Genomic DNA, 25,644 nt, shown 5'->3' on the forward strand with positions numbered 1-25,644 from the left:
GCCTAGGCGGACGTGCGGTCCGGCGACGGGGCGGGGGCGCGGTCGCGGATGCCGAGGAACGACACGATCCCGCCGGCTGCCAGCAGCACCGCGGTGACCACCGCCGCACGGTGGAAGCCGGGCAGATCCAGCGCGCCGCCCACGATCGTGGCGAGGAGGGCGATCACGATGAGCCCCGCCACCCGCGCGACGGCGTTGTTGACGGCGGAGGCGATGCCCGAGCGGCTCTCCTCGATGGAGCCGAGGATCGTCGAGGTCAGGGGCGCGACGGTGAGGGTGAGCCCGACGCCGAACACCAGCACGCTGGGCAGCACCTGCCACCAGTACGAGAAGTCCTCCGACACCGTCAGCAGCAGCAGGACGCCCGCGGCCATGACCAGCGGGCCCGCCGTCATGAAGACCCGTGATCCCCACCGCCCCGCGAGGGCTCCCACGCGCGAGCTGAACAGGATCATCAGGATCGTGACGGGGAGGGTGGCCAGGCCCGCGAGGGTGGCCGGCAGTCCCGCACCCTGCTGCAGGTAGACCCCCATGACGAACCCGTTGAGCGACAGCGCGGCGTAGACGAAGGCGGTCGCGAGGTTGCCGGTCCAGAAGTTGCGCACGCGGAAGAGGCTCAGCGGCATCATCGGCTGCCGCGCGAACCGCTGGCGCACCAGGAACGCCGTGAAGGACGCGATCCCGAGCGTGAGCGATCCCCAGATCGCCGGCGACCCCCATCCGAGGGTGGACTGCTCGATGAGGGCGAACACGCCCGCCCCCAGCCCCACGGCACACAGCGCGGCGCCGAGCAGGTCGACCGTCGCGCCGGGCCGGCGCTGGTCCCGGTGTCCGAGGCGCACGATCAGCCACAGCGTGATCGCCAGGGGCAGGACGTTGATCAGGAACGCCAGCCGCCACGACGCGAAGTCCACGAAGAGGCCGCCCAGGACCGGGCCGGCGATCATGGCGGCGGTGGTCGCCGCCGTCCAGATCCCGATCGCCCGTGCCTGCGCGGCATCCCGGAAGTTGGCGGTGATGAGCGCGAGGGAGCTGGGCACCAGCAGCGCCCCGGCCACGCCCTGCAGGGCCCGCGCCACGATGAGGAACTCCGGTGTCGGAGCCGCCGCGATCGCGACCGAGGTCACCCCGAACCCGATGAGCCCGATGGTGAGGACCCGCAGGCGTCCGAGCACGTCGCTGAGGGAGCCGGCCACCAGGATGAGCGCGCCCAGGGTGATGAGGTAGGCGTCGACCACCCACTGCTGGGTGGTGAGGCCGCCGCCGAGCTCCTCCTGGATCGCGGGGAGTGCGACGGTGACGACCGTGCCGTCCAGGAACGACACGAACGAACCGAGGATCGCGATCCACAGGACCAGCCGCTGGTCGCGCGTCATGGGCTCCGCCATGGGCACCACCCTAGGCCTCGGCATCCTCCCGCGGGCGGTGCTGCCGACGGCGGTGGGGGAGCGTCCGGGTGCGATGTGCAGGACGCGTGCGACGCGCCCGCCGGGCGCCGCGACCTCGGGGACGCCGAGTACGTGCGCGGTGAGACGCACGCCCTCCGCGACGGCCTGTGGGTGGCGACCGGTTGGCTCAACATCGCCCCCGACGGGTACTCCGAAGACATCCTCGACACAGTCGGCGGGTGAGGCGCCCCCGAGGCGCTAGACTGGTTGGCGGAATCCCCTCCTCCGCCGACGCAGTTCGCTGAGCGAACGCCTCCGACCGGCTGAGGGGCCGCCCCGCGGGAGTCACGGTTCACGCCGCCCCCCGGGATCGCACACCGACCGGATCTGTCGTCGTCGACGCCGAACCGGATGACACGCTCAGGAGGAGCATGCCGACCACGGCGACCGCCGCTTCCAGCTCCACGCAGAAGCGCAGGAAATCCTCGTCCGCACGCCGCGACGACGAGGCCCCACTCATCCCCATCCTCGCCCGCAAGGTGCGCGAGGTGGAGGCCAAGGCCCAGCGCGGCAAGCTCGGCCCCACCAACCGCGTCAAGTTCCAGGTGATCGCCTTCCTCGTCCGCGAGGAGCGGGCGCGTGTGAAGGCCGATTCCGAGATCGGCGACGCCACCCGGTCCGAGCTGCTCAAGCGGCTCGACGGGGTCGCGACGATCCTCGCCAAGACCGCCGCGCGGGACACGTCGCTCATCCAGCTGCTGGACGCCGACCAGGTCGCCTCGCCGGTGGCCCGCCGGATGCGTCGCGACTGGCTCCTGGAGTCGGGAGCCGAGCTGCCCCCGGACGAGCTGATCATCACCGACGTCGCTCCCGCCGCGCAGCAGGTCGTTCCGGCCGCCCTGGCCGAACGACAGGTCGTGCCCCCCGCCGTTGAGGCGCGGATGATGGCGAACCCGTTCCTCGCCCCCGACCTCACCGCTCGCTCTCCGCAGCCCGCACCGCGTCGCCGGCTCGATGGCTGGGAGCTCATGGGCCCGCTGTACAAGGCGTTCGAGACCGGCGCGGGCGGGTCTGCTGCGTCCATGGACCTGCCCGACGTGCCCGAGTTCGACCGGCTCTCGCCCAAGGGGCTGGACGTCATGCCGCACCAGTCACGGTTCCTGGAAGCCGTGCGCGCGGGGCACCGGACCTTCCTCCTCGCCGACGAGCCGGGCCTGGGAAAGACCGCAGAGTCGGTGCTGGCCGCATCCGTCGCCGGCGCGTACCCCCTGCTCGCCGTCGTCCCCAACGTCGTGAAGATGAACTGGGCGCGCGAAGTGCACCGGTGGACTCCGCAGCGGCGCGCAACCGTCATCTCCGGGGACGGCGAGGACATGGACGCCTTCGCCGACGTGTTCATCGTCAACTACGAGATCCTCGACCGTCACCTGTCCTGGCTGAGCTCGATCGGCCTGAAGGGCATGGTCGTCGACGAGGCGCACTTCATCAAGAACCTCTCCTCGCAGCGCTCGCAGAACGTGCTCGCGCTGGCCGGCCGCATCCGCGAAGAGGTCCGCGACCCGCTGCTGCTGGCGCTGACGGGCACACCGCTGATCAACGACGTCGAGGACTTCGACGCGATCTGGCGGTTCCTCGGGTGGACCAACGGCGAGAAGCCCGGCCCGGAGCTGATGGAGAAGCTCGACGCGACCGGCCTCACGCCCGCCGACAAGGCCTTCTATCCGCAGGCGCGCAGCGCCGTGATCGACATGGGCATCGTGCGGCGCAAGAAGAAGGACGTCGCCGCCGACCTGCCCGACAAGCTCATCGCCGACCTGCCCGTCGAGCTCGACGACGAGGAGGGGCGCTCGATCCGCCGTGCCGAGCGCGAGCTGGCCGACCGGCTCGCGGCGAAGTACCGCCGCATCCTGGAGGCGCGTGGAAACCGCGGGCTGGCCGCGGGCGAGATCGACCACGACATCGTGCGCCTGGTCGCCCAGAACGAACTCGACGAGTCCAAGGCCGCGGGCTCGGGCGCCGAGAACGTCTTCACGATGGTCCGCCGCATCGGCAAGGCCAAGGCGCAGCTGGCCGCCGATTACGCCGTGCAGCTGCAGCGGTCGGTGGGCAAGGTCGTGTTCTTCGCCAAGCACATCGACGTGATGGATGCCGCGGAGGCCCACTTCGCCGCATCCGGCGTGCGCACGGTGTCCCTTCGCGGCGATCAGAGCACGCCCGCACGCCAGGAGGCGATCGACGCGTTCAACAACGACCCGGGCGTGGGCATTGCGGTGTGTTCGCTCACCGCAGCCGGTGTCGGTGTGAACATGCAGGCCGCGTCCAACGTCGTGCTGGCCGAGCTGAGCTGGACCGCCGCCGAGCAGACGCAGGCGATCGACCGGGTGCACCGCATCGGACAGGGCGAGCCGGTCACGGCGTGGCGCATCATCGCCGCGCACACGATCGACACGAAGATCGCCGAGCTCATCGACTCCAAGCAGGGACTCGCGCTGCGTGCCCTGGACGGGGTCGCGATGGATGCTGCATCCAGCGATTCCGTGCAGCTCAGCGCCCTCACCCACCTGCTGCGGCAGGCTCTCGGCGGCGACTGAGGAGCCACCCGGGCCGTGTGGCAGCGGCCCGGTGCGGCCGCTAGGGTCAGGGTGGCAGCGTCGCCGCGACTTCACTCCGATACAGCGAGGACTTCAGCTATGAAGATCGGCATTCTGACCAGCGGCGGGGACTGCCCCGGCCTGAACGCGGTCATCCGCGGCACGGTGCTCAAGGGCACCACCAACTACGGCATCGAGTTCGTCGGAATCCGCGACGGATGGCGCGGCGTCGTCGACGCCGACTTCTTCCCGCTGACCCGCCACGAGGTGAAGGGCCTGTCCAAGGTCGGCGGGACGATCCTCGGCACCAGCCGCACCAATCCGTACGAGGGGCCGCGCGGGGGAGCCGAGAACATCGCCAAGACGCTGTACGGCCACCGCATCGACGGCATCGTGGCCATCGGCGGCGAGGGCACGCTCGCGGCGGCCGACCGGCTCGCCAAGGACGGCATCAACGTCCTCGGCGTCCCCAAGACGATCGACAACGACCTGCGCGCCACCGACTACTCCTTCGGCTTCGACACCGCCGTGAACATCGCCACCGACGCGATGGACCGGTTGCGCACGACGGGCGACTCGCATCAGCGGTGCATGGTCGCCGAGGTGATGGGCCGTCACGTCGGGTGGATCGCGCTGCACGCCGGCATCGCCGCCGGCGCCCACGTCATCTGCATCCCCGAGGTCCCGATGTCGATCGAGGAGATCTGCGCGCAGGTCTCACGCGCGCACGATCGAGGTCGCGCGCCGCTCGTCGTCGTCTCGGAGGGGTTCACCCTCAAGGGCATGGAGGAGGCGTACAGCGACAAGGGCCTCGACGCCTTCAACCGGCCGCGCCTGGGCGGGATCAGCGAGGTGCTCGCCCCCGAGATCGAACGGATCACCGGCATCGAGACCCGTTCCACGGTGCTCGGCCACATCCAGCGCGGCGGCTCGCCCTCCGCGTTCGACCGGGTCCTGGCCACGCGCCTGGGCCTGCACGCCGCCGATGCCCTGATGGACCAGGCGTGGGGGCAGATGGTCGCGATGCGCGGCACCGACATCGTGCGCGTGCCCTTCGCCGATGCCCTCGGCGAGCTCAACAGCGTCCCGTACTACCGCTACGAAGAGGCCGCCGCCCTCTTCGGCTGACCCCCCGCCCCCCCGCCCCGCGCCCCCGCCACTCTTCGCCGAGTCAAGGGATCGGCGTCGAAACCGAGTGCGACGCCCTCGGCTTCGGCGCGTTTCCCTTGACTCGGCGATCGAGCGAGCGCGGGTTTGGACCCAGTGAGGCGAGCATGCCGGGGGAGCGGGGCCGCACGGGGGTGAGGCCGCCGGCTGCGAGCTTGGCGTCGAGCGGTTTCCAGCGGATGCAGTCGCCCCAGTCCCACCGGATGAATCCGTGCTCGTGTCTGCGCAGGCGGTCCTCCCGGAGCTTCTCACGCACGAAGTGCGCCCTCGCCGAGTCGACGTCAACGGCGTCGTACTTGCCGTAGCCGTCGGATTCGCCGATTCTCCGCAGCCGCCGCCAGTAGAAGTCCGCCCGGTCGCGGGCGCCTTCGTAGCGGAACTCCTGCTGCAGTTCGGGCTCCTCGTAACCGAGCCACTCGATGGCGGCGCGCGAGACCGACTCGCCGGGGGACTCGGCGATCGGGGTCGCCCGATCCTGCACCCAGTCCAGACGGCGCAGGCCGCGACGGTTCGCCTGCGCGCGTCCGTGGTCCGCCACGGCGAGCGTCCGCCCCTGGGCGGCAAGGGATCGCAACGCGGCATCTGCGGTGGCCAGGGCGAATGCCGGGGGAGGACGCGGCACAGATCCACCGTCGTGTCGGCGAGGGAGGTCAGCAGCGCGCCGCCGATCAGAGCCGGCTCCCGCTGATCCTGCGACGCGTGCACCGCGACGTCGCCCTCGCGCCACGAGTGGCCGTCGGGGCTCAGGAGGTGGATGTCCCTCGGCTCACCGAATACGGGCAGCCCGCCCAGAAGGACGGCTGCCGACTCCAGGCAGAACACCGGAGAACTCCACGTCCGTGCGACCGCTTCCACGCGCAGCCGATACCGTTCCCACGGCGCGAGCGCCTCCCATTCGCTCGCGCGGACGTATGCGCCGGCGCGGAGGCGATGCAGCTCCCGGTCGCGGTCCAGCCGGCGCACGTCATCAGGCTGCTCGCGCGTGAGCAGCAGGAGCGGGGTCGTGGTTCCGATCACGTCCCCAGCTTCGCGGCGTCATCCCGGCCGGCGCCGCGGTCCGCAGCAGCCTGTGCACATCCCGCATCCGTCACCCGCCTGTGGAGGACGCCCGCGTCGTCCGGCGAGACCAGGGATTCGCGCCGAGACGGCGGGCGTCGCCCTCGGTCTCGGCGCGAATCCCCGGTTTCGGCGGATGCCGGGGCGGAGGCGGGGCGAGGCGGGCGGGTCAGGCGGGGAGGCCGACCACGTCGAGGAGCCACGCGAGCTCGAACGCGCGCTCCTTCCACGCGTTGTAGCGGCCGCTCACACCCCCGTGCCCGGCGACCATCTCGCACTTGAGCATCGCGTCGGCGCCCACCTCCCGCAGGCGCGCGACCCACTTGGCCGGCTCGACGTACAGCACGCGGGTGTCGTTGAGGGACGTCACGGCGAGGATGCGGGGATACCGCACGCCCTCGCGCACATTCTCGTACGGCGTGTACGACTTCATGTACGCATAGACGTCGGGATCGTGCAGCGGGTCGCCCCACTCGTCCCACTCGATGACCGTCAGCGGCAGCGAGGGATCCAGGATCGTGGTCAGGGCGTCCACGAACGGCACGTCGGCGAGGATCCCCGCGAACAGCTCGGGGGCCAGGTTGGCGACGGCGCCCATCAGCAGCCCGCCCGCGCTGCCGCCCTCCGCGACCATCCGGTCGGGTGTGGTGTAGCCGGCCTCGACCAGGTGCCGCGCGCAGTCGACGAAGTCGGTGAAGGTGTGGCGCTTGGCCAGCAGCTTGCCGTCTTCGTACCACTGACGGCCCATCTCCCCGCCGCCGCGCACGTGCGCGACGGCGAAGACGACGCCGCGGTCGAGCTCCGACAGCCGCGCCACGGAGAAACCGGGCTCGATCGAGTGCTCGTAGGAGCCGTACCCGTACAGGTGCAGAGCGCGGGGCGCAGCGCCGGCGTCGCCGAACGAGCGCTTCCACACCACCGACACCGGCACGCGGGTCCCGTCCTGCGCGGTCGCCCACACGCGCTCCTGCGCATAGTCGGCGGGATCGTAGCCGCCCAGCACCGGCTGGCGCTTGCGCAGCAGCAGCTCGCCGGTGGCGACGTCGTAGTCGAAGATCGTGCCCGGCGTCACGAACGAGCCGTATCCCAGCCGCACCAGAGGAGGCGCCCACTCGGGGTTCCCCGCCGTGCCGACGCTGTACAGCGGCTCGTCGAACCCGACCTCCCGCAGCGTCCCGTCGGCGTAATCCAGCAGGGCCACGCGCGCGAGGCCCTCGCGGCGGTAGGCGGCCACGCCCCAGTCGCGGAATGTGTCCAGGTCCAGCAGACGCCGGCCGGGCTCGTGCGGGAGCACGACCGAGCGCTCACCCTGGGGGTCGGATGCGTCCACCCGGACGAGCTCGAAATCCAGCGCCCCGTCGTTGTGCAGCACGAACAGGACGTCGTGTCCGTCCACGACGGCGTGGGATGCGGAGTACTCGACCCCTTCACGGCGTGGCCACACCACGCGCGGCTCCGACCGCAGGTCGTCGGCGTCGACGAGCCACTCCTCGCTCGTGATCGAGGAGCCGACCTCGATCATGAGGTAGCGGCGGCTGCGTGTGAACCCGGCGCCGACCCAGTAGCGCTCATCCGGCTCGGTGAACAGCTTCACGTCGTCGGCGACGGGGGTGCCGAGTTCGTGGAGCCACACGGTGTCGGGCCGCCACGCCTCATCCACCGTCGTGTACACGACGAAGCGCCCGTCGGGGGAGAATCCGGCCCCCGCGAAGGTGCCGGGGATCTCGTCGGGGAGGTTCTCGCCGGTGGCGAGGTCGCGCACGCGCACGGTGTAGCGCTCGTCGCCGGCGACGTCGACGCCGTAGAGCAGCCGCGTGCCGTCCTCGGAGACGTCGAAGCTGCCGAGCGAGAAGAAGTCGTGTCCGTCGGCTTCGACGTTGGCGTCCAGCAGGATCTGCTCGCCGGGCACTTCCGCGTCGGGGGCGAGCTCCGGCGGGGTCCAGTCGTCGGGGGAGGCGATGGGCGCGCGGCACTGGATGCCGTACTGGCTGCCCTCCACGGTGCGGCCGTAGTACCACCACTGCCCCTGCCGGGTGGGCACCGACAGGTCGGTCTCCAGGGTGCGGCCCTTGATCTCCGTGAAGATCTGCTCCCGCAGCCCGGACAGGTGCGCCGTGCGGGCCTGCGTGAAGGCGTTCTCGGCCTCCAGATGCGCGATCACGGCCGGGTCGTCCTTGGCCCGCAGCCACTCGTACGGATCCTCGAAGGTGTCACCGTGGTGCGTGCGGGCGATGGGCTTGCGCTCGGTCTGCGGGGCGAGGGGGGATGCGGCGGTGTCGGTCACGCTCCCACGGTAGTGGAGGCTGTCACGACCCGGCCCAACGGCGAGTTTGACCCACGGGGGCGAGGGTGTCAGGATTCTGCGGTGCCCGGATAAACGGCACACGACTAGACGGTGAACTGTTCGTTCGTCACACGGCCGCATCGCCGGCCGCCCCCACATCCCCTTACGGAAAGCGAACGGTGGAGACCGCAACTCTCGTCATCGTGCTGGTGATCCTGCTGGCACTGTTCTTCGACTTCACCAACGGGTTCCACGACACCGCGAACGCGATGGCCACCCCCATCGCCACCGGCGCACTCAAGCCGCGCGTGGCGGTACTGCTGGCAGCCGTGCTGAACCTGGTCGGGGCGTTCTTGTCCACCGAGGTCGCCAAGACCATATCGGGCGGCATGATCCGGGAGGAGGAGATCTCCGTCACGATCTTCCCGGCGATCATCTTCGCCGGCCTCATCGGCGCCATCACGTGGAACATGCTCACGTGGCTGCTGGGTCTTCCCTCCAGTTCGTCGCACGCGCTGTTCGGCGGCCTCATCGGGGCGACGCTGGTGGGTGTGGGGACGACGGCGATCGACTTCGGCGTGGTGATGTCCAAGGTCATCCTGCCCGCCCTCATCGCACCGTTGACGGCGGGTGTCATCGCCTTCGTGGTGACCAAGATCGCCTACGCCGTCACGCGCCGCTACGACGCCAAGCCGGACGGCCGCGACGGCTTCCGCTGGGGTCAGATCTTCACGTCCAGCCTCGTCGCCCTCGCCCACGGCACGAACGACGCGCAGAAGACCATGGGTGTCATCACGCTCGCACTGATCACGGTCGGATGGCAGTCCACCGCGCACCCCGAACCGCAGCTGTGGGTCGTGGTGGCGTGTGCGGTCACGATCGCCCTGGGCACCTACATGGGCGGATGGCGCATCATCCGCACACTCGGCAAGGGCCTCACCGACGTCAAGCCCGCGCAGGGCTTCTCGGCCGAGACCTCCACGGCCGCCACGATCCTCGCCTCCAGCGCACTGGGCTTCGCACTGTCGACCACGCAGGTGGCCTCCGGCTCCGTGATCGGATCCGGCCTGGGCCGCCGCGGCTCCATCGTGCGATGGGGCACCGTGGGACGCATCATGATCGGATGGCTGCTGACTCTGCCCGCCGCCGGCGCCGTGGGCGCCTTCGCGGCGCTCATCGTGGTGTGGCTGGGCCCGTGGGGCATCGCCTTCGACGCGGTGCTGGCGCTGGCGATCATCCTGGGCCTGTTCCTGCGATCGCGCCGCAACCGGGTGGATTCCTCCAACGCCATGAGCGAGGTGGCGGGGTCGGGCCATGCCGTGAAGGTCACGCCCAACCCGCCCCCCACGCGCCGTCAGCGCCGGCGGGCGAACGCGTCGGCACAGGAACGCCCCGAGAGCACGGATGAGGGGGACCGGTCATGATCGCCGTCGACTGGACCTCGTTCCTGCAGGTGTTCGCCGCAGCTCTGCTGGGCGCCGTGCTGGTGGTGTTCTTCTACGCGATGGGACTGCGGCTGCTCGTGCGCGCCGGGCGCGTCCCCGTGGTCGCGCCGGCGACGTTCACCGACGCGATCGCCGTGGTCACCGACAAGCAGCGCCGCCGTGCCGAGAAGGCCGCCGCCAAGGCGGCGAAGAAGAACCCGCTCACCCCCGGTCAGAAGCGCGTCGCGCTGTACGGCGCGTACGCCTGCTTCTCCGTGTGCGCGCTGGCGGTGCTCGCCGGGCTCATCCTCATCGTCGTCGGGCACTGAGGCCGTCCGCGCCCCGTCCTAGGGTGGAGCCATGCACGCAGCGGTCCGTTTCGGTCAGCACCCGCCCGCCCGGCGGGTGATCGTCCACGTCAGCGACACCCACCTGCTCGCCGGTGACCGGCCGCTGGGCGGCCGGTACGACACCGCGGGTCACCTCACCCGCACGCTCGAAGCCGTCGAGGCGCTGGGAGTGCGACCCGACGCGATCGTGTTCACCGGCGACCTCACCGACCTCGGCGAGCCCGAGGCGTACCGCACGCTCCGGGCCACGGTCGAGCCGGTGGCCGCGCGGCTGGGCGCGCCGGTGGTGTGGGTGGCGGGCAACCACGATGAGCGACCGGCGCTGCGCCGCGAACTGCTCGGCCTCGAGCCCACCGAGGAGCCGGTCACCGGCGTGTGGGATCTGGGCGGGCTGCGCCTGATCGCGCTGGACACCTCCGTGCCGGGCTGGCATCACGGCGACCTGGATGCCGCGCAGCTGGCCTGGCTGCGCGACGTGCTCGCCACGCCCGCCGAACGGGGCACGATCCTCGCGCTGCATCACCCGCCGCTGCCCTCCCACATCCCGCTGTTCGACATCCTCGAGCTGCGCGACCAGGAGGGGCTCGCGGCTGCGATCGCGGGCTCCGACGTGCGGCAGATCCTCGCCGGTCACCTGCACTACTCCACCAGCGGGATGTTCGCCGGCGTCCCGGTGAGCGTCGCGGCGGCCACGTGCTACACGATGGACCTCGCCCGCCCGGCGGAGGAGGTCAACGGGATGGACGCGGGGCAGTCCTTCCACCTCGTCCACGTGTACGACGACACGATCACCTCCGCGGTGGTCCCGGTCGTCGACGCCGACACCGCCGGATCCTTCACGGCGGAGTGGGTGGCGGAGATGGCCGCCCTCAGCGCCCAGGAGCGCCTCGAGGCGTTCTCGCGCAAGCCGCCGCGCGCCGAGTCCTGAGGCCGTCAGGTGCCGCGCCCCCGGCCCGGCCGGGGCGGAGGCGAGGGGACGCGGCGGGTAGGCTCGGAGTACCCCGCCCGCCGTGAAACGACCCACGAGGACACCACACATGGCACTGGACGCAGCGACGCGTACCCGCATCGAAACCGATTCCCTCGGCTCCCTGGAGATCCCCGCCGATGCCTACTGGGGCATCCACACGGCTCGGGCCCTGGAGAACTTCCCGATCTCCAAGCGGCCGATCTCGGTCTACCCCAACCTCGTGCGCGCACTCGCGATGGTCAAGCAGGCCTCCGCGCGCGCCAACCGGGAGATCGGCGTTCTCGATCCGGCGAAGGCCGATCTCATCGACGCCGCCGCCCAGCGCGTGATCGACGGCGAGTTCCACGACCAGTTCGTCGTGGGCGTCATCCAGGGCGGCGCCGGCACCTCCACGAACATGAACGCCAACGAGGTCATCACCAACGTGGCGCTGGAGATGGCGGGGCGTGCGAAGGGCGACTACGGCTTCCTCTCGCCCATCGACGACACCAACCGCAGCCAGTCCACCAACGACGTGTACCCGACGGCGATCAAGGTGGGGCTGTCGCTGACGCTCCTGACCCTCCTGAGCGAACTCGACCTGCTGCGCAAGGCGTTCCTGAACAAGGCCGCGGAGTTCCGCGACGTGCTGAAGGTCGGCCGCACGCAGCTGCAGGATGCCGTGCCCATGACGCTCGGCCAGGAGTTCAACGGCTTCGCCACCACACTGGGGGAGGACTACAACCGCCTCACCGAGAACGCCTACCTCATGTACGAGATCAACATGGGCGCCACCGCGATCGGCACCGGCATCACGACGCATCCGGCCTACGGCGCCGCGGTGCTCCGGCACCTCCGCGAGATCACGGGGCTCGACCTGGAGACGGCGACCGACCTCGTCGAGTCCACGAGCGACACGGGGTCGTTCATGTCGTTCTCCTCCTCCCTCAAGCGCAACGCCATCAAGCTCTCCAAGATCTGCAACGACCTGCGGCTGCTCTCCAGCGGTCCGCAGGCGGGCTTCGGGGAGATCAACCTGCCCGCCCGTCAGGCGGGGTCGAGCATCATGCCGGGCAAGGTCAATCCCGTCATCCCCGAAGTCGTGAACCAGGTCGCCTTCGCCGTGGCCGGCGCCGATCTCACCGTGACGATGGCCGTGGAGGGCGGGCAGCTGCAGCTCAACGCGTTCGAGCCCGTGATCGCGCACTCCATCTTCCAGTCGCTGACGTGGATGCAGCAGGCCATGTGGACGCTGCGGGTCAACTGCGTGGAGGGCATCACCGCCAACCGCGAGCGGCTGGGGGCGATGGTCGGCGCCTCCGTCGGCGTCGTCACCGCCCTCACACCCTTCATCGGCTACGCGGCGGCGGCGGCGCTGGCCAAGACCGCCCTGCTGACAGGGCACAACGTCGCAGACCTCGTCGTGGAGGCGGGCCTGATGTCGCGCGAGGAGGTCGCCAAGCAGCTCTCGCCCATGCGGCTGTCGGGACTGGAGGCGATCACCGAGGCGCTGCCGGTCATCCACGCCGCTGAGAACGTCGTCGCCCGCGCCGAGGACTGACGCCGGGCTCAGTCCAGGATGCGGCAGTGCGTCGTGAGCTCTCCGATGCCGTCGACGCCGACGGTGACCGTCGAGCGGTCGCGGAGGAAGATCTGCGGGTCGCGGGAGTAGCCCGCCCCGCCGGGGCTCCCGGTGGAGATCAGCGTGCCCGGCAGCAGCGTGACCGAGCGCGACAGGTGGGAGATGAGCGCCGCCACCGAGCGGACCATCTGCCCCGTCGAGGCGTCCTGCACGCGGTGCCCGTCCACGACGGTCCAGATGTGCAGATCCTGCGGGTCGGGGATCTCGTCGGCGGTCACGACGAACGGACCCGTCGGGGTGAACCCGTCGAAGGACTTGCACCGCGACCACTGCGCCTCGGAGAACTGGATGTCGCGTGCGGTGATGTCATTGACCACCGTGTACCCCCACACGTGGGCGAGGGCGTCCTCGACGGCGACGTCCTTGGCCGGCCGGCCGATGATCACGCCGAGTTCGGCTTCGTAATCGACCGACTGGCTGAGGCTGCGCGGCCACGAGGTGGTGGCGTCGTGAGCGGTGAGGGAGTTCGGCCACAGCACGAACACGGTCGGGGTGGCGTCGGTCTTCAGCCCGAGTTCGCCCGAGTGGGCGGCGTAGTTCAGGCCCACGGCGAGGACGACCGGCGGCGCGAGGACGGCGGAGGCGAAGGTGGGCTGACCCAGCGGATGCCACGACGCACCCTCCTGCGCATCCCGTACGCGATCAAGCAGCTCATCGCCCCCGCCGATCAGCTCCTCGAGCGTGCGGGGAGCCCCCGGGAACAGTTCGTCGACGAAGGTGCTCTCGCCCTCGCGCACGATGATCAGACGGGGCGCGCTCGACGCCGAGGGGACCACATGGGCGAAACGCATCCCTCCACGCTACCGGTCGCGACAGGCTGATCAGCGCGGCAGGGAAGGGGCCGCTCGCGCCCCTAGGCTGAGCGCATGTCGTATCCTTCGCCGCTGTCGCAGCCGCATCCCGGCGCCGGCGCAGCCATCCGCCCCGCGCCCGCGGCTCCCGCTCCCGCGACCGCCCCCCGTCGGCCCCGCGGCACCGGTGCCGCCCTGATCTGGGTGGGCGGCGTCCTGGTGCTTCTGCTCCTGGGGCTCGTGGCCTACTTCGTACGCTTCCTCGGGCCCGGAGCATCCGTGGTGGGCATGGTCCTCGCCGCCGTCCCCTTCGTCGGCGTGTGGCTCGCGGTGCGCATCGTGGACCGCTGGGAGCCCGAGCCGCGCGGACTGGTCGTCTTCGCCATCGCGTGGGGAGCGATCGCGTCGGTGGCCATCGCGCTGGGCGTCGACCTCGTGCTGGTGCTGCTGTTCGGCGTGGGCGATTCCTGGGTGGGTTCGGTCGTGCAGGCGCCCGTCGTGGAGGAGATCGCGAAGGGCCTCGGTGTGGTGCTCATCTACGCCACCGCCCGCCGTGCCTTCAACGGGCCGGTGGACGGCGTGGTCTACGGGGCGCTGGTGGGAGCGGGATTCGCCTTCACCGAGAACATCCAGTACTTCGCCGTGAGCCTGCTGGAAGGCGGAGTGGCCGAGGTCACGCTGACCTTCTTCCTGCGGGCGGTGCTGTCCCCGTTCGCCCACGTCATGTTCACCGCGATGACCGGGTTCGCCCTGGGCCTGGCCGCCCGCCGCGCAGCCGGTGCGGGCACCACGCTCGGGTACTTCCTCGCGGGGCTCGTCGTGGCCATCGCGCTGCATGCGCTGTGGAACGGATCGGCGGTGTTCGCAGACTTCTTCGGGATGTACATCACGCTCCAGGTTCCGCTGTTCGTGGTCTTCATCCTCGGGATCGTGCTGCTGCGGCGCGAGGAGGCACGACTGACCCGCGCCCGGCTGGGCGAATACGCCGCGGCCGGGTGGTTCACGCCCCAGGAGGTGGACATGCTCGCCACCGGCCCGGGCCGCCGTGCCGCGCTCGCCTGGGCGCGCACGCTCCGCGGTGACCGCCGGCCGCTGATGCGCTCGTTCATCGCCGACGCCACGGCGCTCGCCGCCGCCCGGGAGCGCGCCCTCACGGGCCGCGACCCGCACGCCGCCGCGGTCGAGCGGGAGCTCCTCACGCGTGCCTCGCACACCCGCATGGCGCTGTTCGCGCCCTGACCGCGGGGGCCGCGCGGCCGGCCGGAACAGGACTCAGCGCCCGGTGCCGCGGCGATGCCTGCGTGTCTCCCGGGCGCTGAGTTGGCCTGCTCTCAGGATCGCGCGGGGCCCCGGGAGTGTCAAGGGGTGCCGCCGCCGGGCGCACGGGCGTGCTTGGATGAATGCATGACCGATCGCACCAAGCCCGAATTCGACGCGCCCCAGGGGCCCGCTCCCACCGACCTCGTCATCCGTGACCTCATCGTCGGCGACGGGCCCGAGGCCAAGCCCGGCGACACCGTGACCGTGCACTACGCCGGCGTGGAGTTCGACTCCGGCGAGGAGTTCGACTCCTCGTGGGGTCGCGGCGAGAGCATCCAGTTCCCGCTGCGCGGCCTCATCCAGGGGTGGCAGGACGGCATCCCCGGCATGAAGGTCGGTGGGCGCCGCGAGCTCATCATCCCGCCGCACCTCGCGTACGGCCCGGCCGGCGGCCACTTCCTCGGCGGCAAGACCCTGATCTTCATCATCGACCTGCTCGCCGTCGGCTGAGCCCGACGTGACGATGGGGTCGGATGCTGCGGCGTCCGGCCCCATCGGCGTCTCCGTGCCCGCCGGCGGATCGTGCGGACCCTACCGCCGCCGTTGCGGCTGATCCTAGGCTCGCGTGCGGAGGGCGGCGTCCTGGCCGCCCGGCGAGGGGCCGGCGCGATGAACTATGGGATCAGCATCCTCTTCCGGGCGATCCCTCTCCTCATGGGCGCGGTCTGCCTGAGCTTCGGCTGGTACGTCTTCGCGGGCGGCGACGACGCCGCCCACCGCACCGCGGGGCACGTGCTCATCTCGCTCACCGCCATCTGCATCGCCCTGTTCACGACCGCGGCGATGATCATCCGGCAGCTCACGCACACGTTCGCACCGGTGTGGAAGGTCGTGCTGCCGCTCGTCGGTTACGGGGTCGCGGCGGCCACCGCGGTGTGGGGCCTGGTGCTCCGCAGCGGCCCGACGAACGCCGACTTCGTCGCAGGGCACGTGATGTTCGGCGTCGGGCTCATCGCGGCGTGCGTCACGACGGTCGCCGTCGCCTCGAGTGCCTTCACCCTCATCACCAAGAACGCCGCGGGGCGGCCCGAGGACGGCCCGCCCGACGAAGCCTACGGCCGGGCCGTCGCGGTGGGGCTCGTGTGCATCCCGGCCGCCGCCGCGGTCGTCCTGGTCGTGTGGGCCGGGATCCTGCTGGCGGACTCCGCCGATGCTCCACGGTACGTCGCCGGGCACGTCATGATCGGCCTCGCGGCCATCTGCGCGAGCCTCATCTCGCTCGTGGCCACGGTGAGTCGCCAGGTGCGCAACGAGTTCGGGGAGCGCGAGCGCTGGGTGTGGTCGATCTGGGTACTCGTGATGGGCAGCGCCGCGATCGTGTGGGGCCTGTTCGTGCTGTTCGGATCCGACCGAGGCGACCGGATCCCGCCCGGGTGCATCCTCATCGGACTGGGGCTCATCTGCTTCAGCATCATCTCGAAGGTGTTCCTGCTGGCCTCGGTGTGGCGACGCGAATTCGCCCTCGCCAACCGCGTGCCGCTCATCCCGGTGTTCACGTGTCTTGCGTGCCTGTTCTTCGCCGCTTTCCTCGCCGAGGCGGCCACCACCGATCCGGACTTCTTCATCCCTGCGCGCGTGCTCACGGGGCTCGGCGCGGTGTGCTTCACGTTGTTCTCGATCGTGTCCATCCTGGAGGCGGGCACGTCGAAGAAGTCGTGACCGGCGTCACACGACGCTGCGCGGGCGCAACCGGATCCGCTCCTGCACGAGCAGGATGCCCAGCACCACGATGACCGCGCCGGCCGGCTCGTTCCACGAGAGGGTCTCGCCGAGCACGGCGATGCCGAGGATCACCCCGACCACGGGCGTGATGTACGTCACAGTCGAGGCCCGCGTCGGCCCCCAGGCCGCGAGCGTGTTCTGATTCCAGATGTAGGCGAAGCCGGTGCCGAGGCATCCCAGCAGCACGACGCTGATCAGAACCCACGGGTCCCAGCGCACGGGCTCGAGGAAGACCACCGGCGAGAGCACGAGCATGACCGCCGCCCCGATGCCGATGTACCCGCCGGCCAGCGCGATCCCCGACAGCCCCGTGGTGGCGAGGAAGCGTCGCATGTATGCCAGGCTGAATCCGTAGCACGCGGTGGCTCCGAGGATCGCGACCTGCGCGATGGTGCTCTCCGCACCCAGGTCCGCGCCGGGGGCGATGATCAGGATCACCCCTGCCACACCGATGCCGATGCCGGCGAGCTGGCCCGCGTGCAGCCGCTCGACGCGGAACGCCGCCCACGCCATGAGGGCGGTCATGAGCGGTGTCGTGGCGTTGAAGATGCTGGCAAGGCTCGATGTGACGTACTGCTGGGCCCACGCGAACAGCAGATAAGGGATGATGCAGAAGGTCATCGCCACGACGCCGAGGTGCGCCCACACGCGCGGCGAGCGTGGGACCCGCTCGCGACGGATGAGCACGATCGCCGCGAGCACGACGCCTCCGAACACGAGCCGCGACCACACGACCTGCGCCGGGGTCATCCCGGTCAGCGCGACGGCGATGAACAGGAAGCTCGCCCCCCACACGATGCCGGCGAGGACGAACTGCACGCTCACCGCGAGCGGCGAGGGGGTGCGCACGAGCGGGGGAGCAGCCACCCGCCGACGATAGCGCCGCCCTGCGTCGTCGCCGGAGGGTGAGGACTGCGACGTCCGTAATCCGACGACGATCGGCCGTCGTCCGCTGTCAGGGCACGGGATGGGCGGCGTCGTAGTGGCGGAAGCGGGGGTTCAGGCGCACGAGCACGCCCACCAGGGCCAGGATCACGAACCCGCCCAGCAGCGGCGGGAACCACAGCGTCGTCACGGCTGCGAGCGCCCCCGCGTACAGCGCGCCCAGGCGCGGTCCGCCGGCGACGACGACGATGAACACGCCCTGGAGGCGCCCGCGGATGCTGTCGGGAACGGCGGCCTGGAGCATGGTGGAGCGGAAGATGGCGCTGACGTTGTCGGCCGCGCCTGCCAGGGCCAGCGCGATCATCCCCGCGACGATGAGGGGCATGTTCGCCGACTCGGCGTCGACGCGGTCGGGGGCGAACGCGCCGAGGGCAGCGGCCACGAGCACGAGGGCGAACAGCAGCATCGCCGCGCCGTACACGAGGATCGCCCGCTCGATGCCCAGGCCCTGTCGGCGCACGCGTCCGACCGGCCCGGAGAACAGGCTCGACAGCAGCACGCCCCCCGCGATGGCGGAGGTCAGCGCGCCCGTGGTGATCGCGCCTCCGCCCAGCAGCACCGCCCCGATCGCGGGGAACAGCGCGAGGGGCTGGCCGAACGTCATGGCGACGATGTCGAGGACGAACTGCAGACGGATGTTGGGCGCCCGGCGCAGGAACCGCCAGCCATCGCGCAGCGACTCCAGGCCGGCCTTGACGACGTCGCCCTCGGGGGCGATCTTCGGGAGCGTCCACAGGCCGAGGAAGAGCCCCAGCATGAGCACGACGTCGATGGTGTACGTCCAGGCGTACCCGGTGAAGGCCACCAGGAGCCCGGCGAGGGCGGGGCCGCCCATGACCATGATGCCGGCGGAGATGCCCTGCAGTGCGGCGGCGGCGGGGAGCTGCTCGCGGGGGATCAGACGAGGCACGATCGCCGCGCGCGTGGCCATGACCACCGAATTGGCCGCGGAGTTGACCACGCTCAGCGCGTACAGCCACCACACCGTCTCGCCCCCGGTCCACGCCAGCACCGACAGCAGCACGGTCGACGCGAAGGTCACCGACGCGGCGATCAGGGCCACGGAGCGGCGGTCGAAGGAGTCAGCCAGCATCCCGCCGTACAGGCCGGCGACGATCATCGGGAGCAGCCCGGCGACGGCGATCATGGCGACGGCGAAGGTGTCGCCGGTGAGCTCGTACACGTGCAGCATGACGGCCACCACCGTGAGCTGGCCGCCCAGGCCCGCCAGTGCGGACCCCACCCACAGCCGTGCGAAGGCGGGTGTGCGCAGGGGACGGAGATCGACGAGATGATCTCGCTGCAGCATCCGTCGGCGCGCCGGGCGGGGGCGGGTGCTCACGGTCGCCGCACGCGGACGGCGGGGGAGTCTCGACGCATCCGTCCAGGCTAGCCCGGTCGCCGGCGCGAGCGTTCGCCCATGCCGCCGTGCGCTGGTAGACTTGTTCGGTTGCCGTTGGATCGGCCGCGGAGAAAGAGAGCCCACGGATCAGCCGTCGGGCGCCGCGCAACAAGCAGGAAGGGGATCCCATCTATGCCACTCGAGTCTGACGCTAAGAAGGCGATCATCGAAGAGTACGCGACGCACCCCGGTGACACCGGATCCCCCGAGGTGCAGGTCGCGATGCTGACGCAGCGCATCAAGGACCTCACCGAGCACCTCAAGGAGCACAAGCACGACCACCACTCACGTCGTGGTCTGTTCTTGATGGTGGGTCAGCGCCGTCGTCTGCTCGGCTACCTCCAGGACATCGACATCGCGCGCTACCGCTCGCTGATCGAGCGTCTGGGGCTCCGCCGCTAAGGCACCGCCACCCGGCGTATATCGCACTTCTCGAGGGCCGTTCCAGGTGTGGGGCGGCCCTCGTTTTCGTTCCCGCCGTCCGCGCCCGCATCCGCATCCGCATCCGCATCCGTATCCGTATCCGCGAGACTGCACGCCGCCGACGAGACCGCGACATGATGTCGCGGTCTCGTCACGGGGATGCAGTCTCGCGGATGGCGGGGGGCGGGGCGGCGGACCGGGGAGGGGCGGCGGAGAGGTCAGGGGGTGGCGGTGCGGGCGGCCGCCAGGTCGGGGTGGTGGATCGCGGCCACGTCGGGGTGGGCGCGCAGCCGCGACTTCAGGGCGTTCTCGCCGTAGGTGGCGTGGATCGGGTTGTCCGGGTCGTCGGTGACACCGCGCGCCTGGGTGGCGAGCTCGGCGGGCAGCTCGATGATCGGCAGGCGCGCGTCCAGCGCCGGGTTGAAGAAGAACGGCACCGAGATGCGCTCGTCGGGGTAGCGCGGGGAGATCACGCGGTGGTTGGTCGCGGTGAGGTAACCCTGCGTGGCGTACTCGAGCAGCTCCCCGATGTTCACCACGAACGCGCCGGGCACCGGCGGAGCATCCACCCATTCGCCGTCGCGCTGCACCTGCAGGCCGCCCTTGCCCGGCTCGACCCACAGCAGGGTGAGCACGCCCGAGTCCTTATGGGCACCGACGCCCTGGGCCCACGGGTCCTCCTTGCCGGGGTAGCGGACGATCTTGATGAGGGTCTGGGGCTCACCGAAGTGGCGGTCGAAGTACGACTCCTCCGCCCCCAGTGACAGCGCCCACGCCCGCAGCAGCTTGCGGGCGACGCCGGTGAGGTGGTCGTGCCATTCGCTGACGATCTCCCGCAGCTCCGGCTGGGCGTCGGGCCACAGGTTGGGCCCGATCAGGCGCGCGTAGTCCGGCGCGTCCGCATCCGTCACCGGCTCGCGCTCGGGGCCGACGTCGATCTGCTCGCGCCAGTCGACCTTGCCCTGCGTGCGTTCTCCGCCGACACGGGTGTATCCCCGGAAGTGGGGGCTCTGGACGTTCTCGATCGCGAGCTTGTCCGCCTCGGGGAGGGCGAAGAAGTCCTTCGCGCCCTGCAGGAGCCGAGCCTCCAGCTCGGGGGTGACGCCCGTGCCGGTGAGGTAGAAGAAACCCACGTCGTGGGTGGCGGCGCGCAGGTCGTCGCGGAAGCGCGCCGCGGCCTGCGGACCCTGGTCGAGGAGGGACAGATCCAGCACGGGGAGGTTGAGGTCGGACATGCCCCGAGGCTAGATCGGGGTCCGAGCGCGGCGCGCGAATGTTGCGTCGCGTTACCGGCCTCCTTCGCTCCCGCCCTGCGACTTCCCGCGCGGCGTGCCCTCGCGCGGGCGCCGCGAACCGGTGGGGTCGTTGCGCCAGCCATCGCGGGAGGCGAGGGCGGGGTCGGCGAACAGCCACCCGGGGCGGGGTTCGATGAGTGGGCGGAACACGCGGCGGACGGGGCGGGTCGCCAGGGCCAGCGCGATGAGCACGCTGGCCACGATCACCAGCGGGAGCCACAGCCATGTCGGCTCGGCGTCACGGAGGATCCCCGACTCGCGGAACGGGTACAGCACGAACGAGTGCAGCAGGTAGACGTACATCGTGTACTGGCCGAAGCGGGTCCACCACATCTGGCGGCGGGGGAGCAGCGCGAAGAACGCCGTGCACAGCAGGAGCGCGACCGCCAGCAGCAGCATCCGCACCCCGCCTGCCCACCACTGCGGGCCCACCATCTCGCCGTATGCGGTGTCGTAGAACAGCCATGAGCGCAGGTCGACGTCGCGCCAGACGTCCACGAAGTACCAGCAGGCCAGCGCCGCCGCCACGAAGGTCGCGATCGATCCCGTGATCACCCACCACGGGCGCCGGCGCAGCAGCCCCAGGCGCTCGACGATGTCGTTCTCCCGCAGCCACCAGCCCAGCGTGAAGAACGGCAGCAGTCCCAGCGTGCGCGTGAGTGCGAAGGTCGAGTCGATGTTGGGCAGGTAGCCCACGCCGACGGAGATGACGACCGTCCACAGAAGGGGCCAGCGCAGGAGGGCGAGGTAGGGGAGCACGACCCGGAAGATCCCCAGCGCCACCAGGAACCACAGCGTCCACGACGGCTGGGTCGGATTGGGGTTCGCCTGACCCTCCACGAGCCACTTGGTCAGCGTCCACAGCGCCTCGAAGATCGCGTACGGCACCAGGATGTCGGTCAGCACCCGCGCCATCTGGAGGCGCGTGGGGGTGCCGGCCTTGGAGAAGTACCCGGAGATCAGTGCGAAGGCGGGCATGTGGAACGCATAGATCAGGAGGTACAGGCCCAGCGCGATGTCGGAGTCGTAGGTGAGGCGCTGCACGGCGTGCCCCAGCACGACCACCACGATGCACGCGAAGCGGGCGTTGTCCCAGAAGGGAACGCGCCGCCGTGGCCGCACGGCGGGCGTCGCGCCGGTGGTCGGATCAGGATTCCCAGGGGCGGTCGCGTCGCTCATGTCGGCGCCACCCTATCTCGGCCCTGGCGAGCCGACGAGCCCTCCTGGTCCGAGCGCGGGATAGTGTACGGCGGGATGACCACCCTCGACGATGCCGTGCAGCGCGACCACGCGCTGTCCGATCTCGACTGGCGACAACTGCCGGTCGGAGCCGTCAGCGATGTCTTCGCGGCGCCCAGCGGCGGACTGGCCCGCGTGGCGATGGGATCGGGGGAGCGAGGCCGCGTCGTGCTCGTTCCGGGGGCGACCGGCTCCAAAGAGGACTTCACCCTCATGCTGCCGCTGCTGGCGGAGGCGGGATACCGCGTCGAGGCGTTCGACCTCGCCGGCCAGTACGAGTCCTACCGGGCCGGCCCCGAGCGGCTGTCGCCGCCGCGGCGGCACTACGACTACGACCTCTTCGTCGAGGATCTGATCGCGGTGCTCGAAGACGGCGCCACACCCGCCCACGTGCTGGGCTACTCCTTCGCCGGGCTCGTCGGGCAGATCGCGCTCGCGCGGCGCAGCGACCTGTTCGCGTCGCTGACCCTGCTGTCCACGCCCCCCGCCACCGGCAACGTCTTCCGCGGCATCAAGCGCATCGGACGACTGACCCCCCTGGCCACGCCGCGCCGTGGCGCGACGCTCATGCTGTGGGGCATCCGCAACAACCTCAACGGCGTGCCGCCGCGCCGGCTGGCGTTCGTCCGCGAGCGGTTCGCCCTGACCCGGCGCGAGAGCGTCGATGACATGGTCGATCTGATGATGCACATGCCCGATGTGGTGGATGAGCTGCGGGATGCGGGGGTGCCGCTGCTGTCCGCGGTCGGGAAGCACGACCTGTGGCCGACGGGGCAGCACAGGGCCTATGCGGTGCGCATCGGCGCGCGCTTCGCCGTCTACGACACCGGCCACAGCCCCTGCGAGACCGCTCCGCACCAGGTCGTGCACGACATGCTGGAGCTGTTCGCCACCGCGTGAGCGGGAATACCCTGGGGACCCCCGCGTTGCACCGGGTATATTCACCCGCATAGAAGTGTGGGTGGCGATTTGGGAGAAGACGTGAACGAGACATCCTGGCCCGGCATGCAGTTCGGCATCATGACGGTGAGCGACATCACCGAGGATCCGACGACCGGTCGCACCCCCAGCGAAGCCGAGCGCATCCAGGCGACGCTTCAGATCGCCCGCCATGCCGAGGAGGTCGGTCTCGACGTCTTCGCGCTCGGCGAGCACCACAATCCGCCGTTCTGGTCGTCCTCGCCGACGACGACCCTCGCGTACATCGCGGCTCAGACCGAGCGGCTGATCCTCACGACCTCCACGACGCTCATCACCACGAACGACCCGGTCAAGATCGCCGAGGACTTCGCGATGCTGCAGCACGTCGCAGGCGGGCGGGTCGACCTCATGCTCGGGCGCGGCAACACGGGCCCGGTGTACCCCTGGTTCGGCAAGGACATCCGCCAGGGCCTGCCGCTGACGATCGAGAACTACGACCTGCTGCACCGCCTGTGGAGCGAAGACGTCGTGGACTGGGAGGGGAAGTTCCGCACGCCGTTGCAGGGCTTCACCTCGACGCCCCGCCCGCTGGACGGCGTGCCTCCGTTCGTGTGGCACGGATCCATCCGCACGCCCGAGATCGCCGAGCAGGCCGCCTATTACGGCAACGGATTCTTCGCCAACAACATCTTCTGGCCGAAGGAGCACTACCAGCGCCTCATCACGCTGTACCGCGAGCGCTTCGCCCACTATGACCACGGCACGCCCGAGCAGGCGATCGTGGGCCTGGGCGGACAGGTGTTCATGCGTGCGAACTCGCAGGACGCCGTGCGGGAGTTCCGCCCCTACTTCGACAACGCCCCCGTCTACGGACACGGTCCGAGCCTGGAGGACTTCACCGAGATGACCCCGCTGACCGTCGGCTCCCCTCAGCAGGTCATCGACCGCTACGCCGCCATGCGCGACACCTTCGGCGACTACCAGCGTCAGCTGTTCCTGATGGATCACGCCGGCCTGCCGCTGAAGACGGTGCTCGAGCAGCTCGACATCCTCGGCGGCGAGGTCGTGCCGGTGCTCCGCCGGGAGCTCGCGCAGAACCGCCCCGCGTCGGTGCCGGATGCGCCCACCCATGCCAACCTCGTCGCGGCCGCGTACGGTGACGGCGTGCCCCGCGAAGCGCGTCCCAAGGCCAACCGCGGCGACAACCTCACCGACGGCTCGCCCTACCGTGACGCCGCCGCATCCGCCGGGAGCGCCTTCGGCGCCGCGGCCGCGCGGACGGGGGCCTGACATGGCCGTTCGCCGGATCGCCGTCGTGACGGCGGGACTGTCCAACCCCTCGTCCACTCGCATGCTCGCCGACCGCCTGGCCGCCGCATCCGTGTCCGCCCTGCGCGCCACGACGACGACGGCGGACCCGGACGGCATCGAGGCGGAAGTCGACGTGTTCGAGCTGCGCGACTACGCGCACGACATCACGAACAACCTCCTCACCGGTTTCGCCGCGCCGGGCCTCGAGTCCATGGTCAACGCCGTCGTGTCGGCGGACGCGATCATCGCGGTCACGCCGATCTTCTCCACGAGCTACTCGGGCCTGTTCAAGTCGTTCATCGACATCCTCGACCCCGACGCCCTCACCGGTGTCCCCGTCCTGCTCGGCGCGAACGCGGGCACGGCGCGGCACTCGCTCGCGATCGACTACGCGCTGCGACCGCTGTTCACGTACCTGCACGCCAACCCGGTGCCCACCGGCGTGTTCGCCGCATCCGGTGACTGGGGTGCCGGCGAGGACGAAGTGGCGCCGCTGGGCGCACGCGTCGACCGGGCTGCCCGCGAACTCGCCGCGGCGGTCGCCGCGCGCACTGCGGTGCGCGACGAGGACCCGTACGACCCCGCGTCGTACCTGGGGGAGGGTCGCTCCTTCGGGCATCTGCTCGGCGGGCTCGCGGGGGAGTAGGCCGGGCGTGGAGCGGATCGTCAAGGAACGCGCCGACGCGCCGCCGGGATTCTTCGAAGCCGAGGCGGCGGGACTGCGGTGGCTCGCCGCAGCCGGGGGCGTGCGCGTGGCGCGGGTGCTGTCGGTGAGCCCGGGGCGCATCGAGCTGGAGCGCATCCCCGGCGGGCGGGCGGATGCGGTGGCCGCCGCCGCGTTCGGCCGGGCACTGGCCGGAACCCACGCGGCCGGGGCCGCGGCGTTCGGCGCGCCGCCGGAGGGATGGAGCGGCCCGAACTTCATCGGCCGCCGGCGCCAGAGTGCGGAGCCCACCGCGACGTGGGGTGCCTTCTACGCCGCGCAGCGCGTGCTGCCCTTCCTGGCGCCAGCCGTGGCGGCGGGGAACCTCCGCCCCGAGGACGCTGCGACCGTGCAGCGCGCGTGCGCGGTGGTCGCGGCGGGGGCGTTCGACGACGACGAAGAACCCGCACGAGTGCATGGGGATCTGTGGAACGGGAACGTGCTGTGGTCGGGCGAGGAGGTCGTGCTCATCGACCCCGCCGCCCACGGCGGGCATCGTGAGACCGATCTGGCGATGCTCGATCTGTTCGGCTGCCCGTTCCTGGATGTGATCCGCGACGCCTACGACGCCCGCGCCCCGTTGCGGGCGGGGTGGGAGGACCGCATACCGGTGCACCAGCTGCATCCGCTCGCCGTGCACGCCGCCGGCCACGGCCCCTCGTACGGCCGTGCTCTCACGGAGGCAGCCGTGCACACCCTGGCCCTCGCCGGGTGACGTGCG

At 70.9% G+C, this 25,644-nt stretch carries 23 protein-coding genes; 15 read left to right on the forward strand and 8 right to left on the reverse strand.

Going from position 1 to position 25,644, the window contains the following annotated elements; genetic code table 11:
• Positions 1–2: 2 nt before the first annotated feature.
• Entirely contained in the window at positions 3–1,388 is a 1,386-nt protein-coding gene (locus F6J85_RS05680) for an MFS transporter (protein WP_150924200.1), read from the reverse strand.
• A 75-nt stretch (positions 1,389–1,463) separates the two neighbouring features.
• Here F6J85_RS05680 and F6J85_RS17660 point away from each other — a divergent pair, with 75 nt between their 5' ends.
• The 3 genes from F6J85_RS17660 to F6J85_RS05690 all read left to right on the forward strand — a co-directional run bounded on the left by F6J85_RS17660 (position 1,464) and on the right by F6J85_RS05690 (position 5,107).
• Entirely contained in the window at positions 1,464–1,631 is a 168-nt protein-coding gene (locus F6J85_RS17660; RefSeq protein WP_191906763.1) for a hypothetical protein, read from the forward strand.
• A gap of 188 nt (positions 1,632–1,819) precedes the next feature.
• Positions 1,820–3,979, forward strand: coding sequence for a DEAD/DEAH box helicase (locus F6J85_RS05685; protein WP_150924201.1), 2,160 nt, complete (start codon positions 1,820–1,822; stop codon positions 3,977–3,979).
• Positions 3,980–4,078: 99 nt separating this feature from the next.
• A complete protein-coding gene (locus tag F6J85_RS05690) occupies positions 4,079–5,107 on the forward strand; it encodes a 6-phosphofructokinase (protein ID WP_150920977.1) in 1,029 nt (342 codons plus the stop codon).
• A 43-nt stretch (positions 5,108–5,150) separates the two neighbouring features.
• Here the strand turns inward: F6J85_RS05690 and F6J85_RS05695 are convergent, their stop codons facing one another.
• Both F6J85_RS05695 and F6J85_RS05700 read right to left on the reverse strand, forming a co-directional pair.
• Entirely contained in the window at positions 5,151–5,768 is a 618-nt protein-coding gene (locus tag F6J85_RS05695) for a hypothetical protein (protein WP_150924202.1), read from the reverse strand.
• Positions 5,769–6,371: 603 nt separating this feature from the next.
• Positions 6,372–8,486, reverse strand: a complete 2,115-nt coding sequence (locus tag F6J85_RS05700; protein WP_238707073.1) for a S9 family peptidase — start codon at positions 8,484–8,486, stop codon at positions 6,372–6,374.
• Between the two features lie 179 nt (positions 8,487–8,665).
• Here F6J85_RS05700 and F6J85_RS05705 point away from each other — a divergent pair, with 179 nt between their 5' ends.
• The 4 genes from F6J85_RS05705 to F6J85_RS05720 all read left to right on the forward strand — a co-directional run bounded on the left by F6J85_RS05705 (position 8,666) and on the right by F6J85_RS05720 (position 12,770).
• Entirely contained in the window at positions 8,666–9,910 is a 1,245-nt protein-coding gene (locus tag F6J85_RS05705; RefSeq protein ID WP_150924203.1) for an inorganic phosphate transporter, read from the forward strand.
• A complete protein-coding gene (locus F6J85_RS05710) occupies positions 9,907–10,239 on the forward strand; it encodes a peptidase (RefSeq protein WP_150924204.1) in 333 nt (110 codons plus the stop codon). The genes F6J85_RS05705 and F6J85_RS05710 overlap by 4 nt, the downstream gene beginning before the upstream one ends.
• Before the next feature lie 31 nt (positions 10,240–10,270).
• Positions 10,271–11,188, forward strand: coding sequence for a phosphodiesterase (locus F6J85_RS05715; RefSeq protein WP_150924205.1), 918 nt, complete (start codon positions 10,271–10,273; stop codon positions 11,186–11,188).
• 109 nt (positions 11,189–11,297) lie between these two features.
• The gene (locus F6J85_RS05720) at positions 11,298–12,770 is read left to right on the forward strand and encodes an aspartate ammonia-lyase (RefSeq protein WP_150920971.1); all 1,473 of its coding nucleotides are present in this window, start codon (positions 11,298–11,300) and stop codon (positions 12,768–12,770) included.
• Positions 12,771–12,778: 8 nt separating this feature from the next.
• On the opposite strand, the gene F6J85_RS05725 is transcribed toward F6J85_RS05720, so the two are convergent.
• Positions 12,779–13,642 carry a fumarylacetoacetate hydrolase family protein gene (locus tag F6J85_RS05725; RefSeq protein ID WP_150924206.1) on the reverse strand — a complete coding sequence of 288 codons (864 nt, stop codon included), beginning with the start codon at positions 13,640–13,642 and terminating at the stop codon, positions 12,779–12,781.
• Positions 13,643–13,717: 75 nt separating this feature from the next.
• On the opposite strand from F6J85_RS05725, the gene F6J85_RS05730 reads away from it, so the two are divergent.
• The 3 genes from F6J85_RS05730 (at position 13,718) to F6J85_RS05740 (ending at position 16,621) form a co-directional block, all read left to right on the forward strand.
• On the forward strand, positions 13,718–14,881 hold the full coding sequence (locus tag F6J85_RS05730) for a PrsW family intramembrane metalloprotease (RefSeq protein WP_150924207.1): 1,164 nt from the start codon (positions 13,718–13,720) through the stop codon (positions 14,879–14,881).
• Between the two features lie 165 nt (positions 14,882–15,046).
• A complete protein-coding gene (locus F6J85_RS05735) occupies positions 15,047–15,412 on the forward strand; it encodes an FKBP-type peptidyl-prolyl cis-trans isomerase (RefSeq protein ID WP_150920968.1) in 366 nt (121 codons plus the stop codon).
• A gap of 159 nt (positions 15,413–15,571) precedes the next feature.
• Positions 15,572–16,621, forward strand: a complete 1,050-nt coding sequence (locus F6J85_RS05740; RefSeq protein ID WP_150924208.1) for a DUF2776 family protein — start codon at positions 15,572–15,574, stop codon at positions 16,619–16,621.
• 6 nt (positions 16,622–16,627) lie between these two features.
• Here F6J85_RS05740 and F6J85_RS05745 read toward each other — a convergent pair whose 3' ends face one another.
• Positions 16,628–17,551, reverse strand: a complete 924-nt coding sequence (locus F6J85_RS05745; RefSeq protein ID WP_150924209.1) for a DMT family transporter — start codon at positions 17,549–17,551, stop codon at positions 16,628–16,630.
• An 88-nt stretch (positions 17,552–17,639) separates the two neighbouring features.
• Positions 17,640–18,938: an MFS transporter gene (locus F6J85_RS05750; RefSeq protein ID WP_150927218.1), complete on the reverse strand. Its 1,299-nt coding sequence runs from the start codon at positions 18,936–18,938 to the stop codon at positions 17,640–17,642.
• A gap of 225 nt (positions 18,939–19,163) precedes the next feature.
• On the opposite strand from F6J85_RS05750, the gene rpsO reads away from it, so the two are divergent.
• The gene (gene rpsO / locus F6J85_RS05755) at positions 19,164–19,433 is read left to right on the forward strand and encodes a 30S ribosomal protein S15 (RefSeq protein WP_019180606.1); all 270 of its coding nucleotides are present in this window, start codon (positions 19,164–19,166) and stop codon (positions 19,431–19,433) included.
• 239 nt (positions 19,434–19,672) lie between these two features.
• Here the strand turns inward: rpsO and F6J85_RS05760 are convergent, their stop codons facing one another.
• Both F6J85_RS05760 and F6J85_RS05765 read right to left on the reverse strand, forming a co-directional pair.
• Complete coding sequence (locus tag F6J85_RS05760) at positions 19,673–20,689, reverse strand: isopenicillin N synthase family dioxygenase (protein WP_150924210.1); 1,017 nt, start codon at positions 20,687–20,689, stop codon at positions 19,673–19,675.
• 51 nt (positions 20,690–20,740) lie between these two features.
• Positions 20,741–21,928: an acyltransferase family protein gene (locus tag F6J85_RS05765; RefSeq protein WP_150924211.1), complete on the reverse strand. Its 1,188-nt coding sequence runs from the start codon at positions 21,926–21,928 to the stop codon at positions 20,741–20,743.
• 75 nt (positions 21,929–22,003) lie between these two features.
• Here F6J85_RS05765 and F6J85_RS05770 point away from each other — a divergent pair, with 75 nt between their 5' ends.
• From F6J85_RS05770 to F6J85_RS05785, 4 genes are all read left to right on the forward strand, one after another.
• Positions 22,004–22,888, forward strand: a complete 885-nt coding sequence (locus F6J85_RS05770; protein ID WP_150924212.1) for an alpha/beta fold hydrolase — start codon at positions 22,004–22,006, stop codon at positions 22,886–22,888.
• Positions 22,889–22,993: 105 nt separating this feature from the next.
• Complete coding sequence (locus F6J85_RS05775; protein ID WP_150927220.1) at positions 22,994–24,199, forward strand: LLM class flavin-dependent oxidoreductase; 1,206 nt, start codon at positions 22,994–22,996, stop codon at positions 24,197–24,199.
• Between the two features lies 1 nt (position 24,200).
• Positions 24,201–24,866 carry a CE1759 family FMN reductase gene (locus tag F6J85_RS05780; RefSeq protein ID WP_150924213.1) on the forward strand — a complete coding sequence of 222 codons (666 nt, stop codon included), beginning with the start codon at positions 24,201–24,203 and terminating at the stop codon, positions 24,864–24,866.
• Between the two features lie 16 nt (positions 24,867–24,882).
• Complete coding sequence (locus F6J85_RS05785; RefSeq protein WP_150927222.1) at positions 24,883–25,638, forward strand: fructosamine kinase family protein; 756 nt, start codon at positions 24,883–24,885, stop codon at positions 25,636–25,638.
• The last annotated feature ends 6 nt before the right edge of the window (positions 25,639–25,644 follow it).

The organism is Microbacterium lushaniae, assembly GCF_008727775.1.
Taxonomy (GTDB): domain Bacteria; phylum Actinomycetota; class Actinomycetes; order Actinomycetales; family Microbacteriaceae; genus Microbacterium; species Microbacterium lushaniae.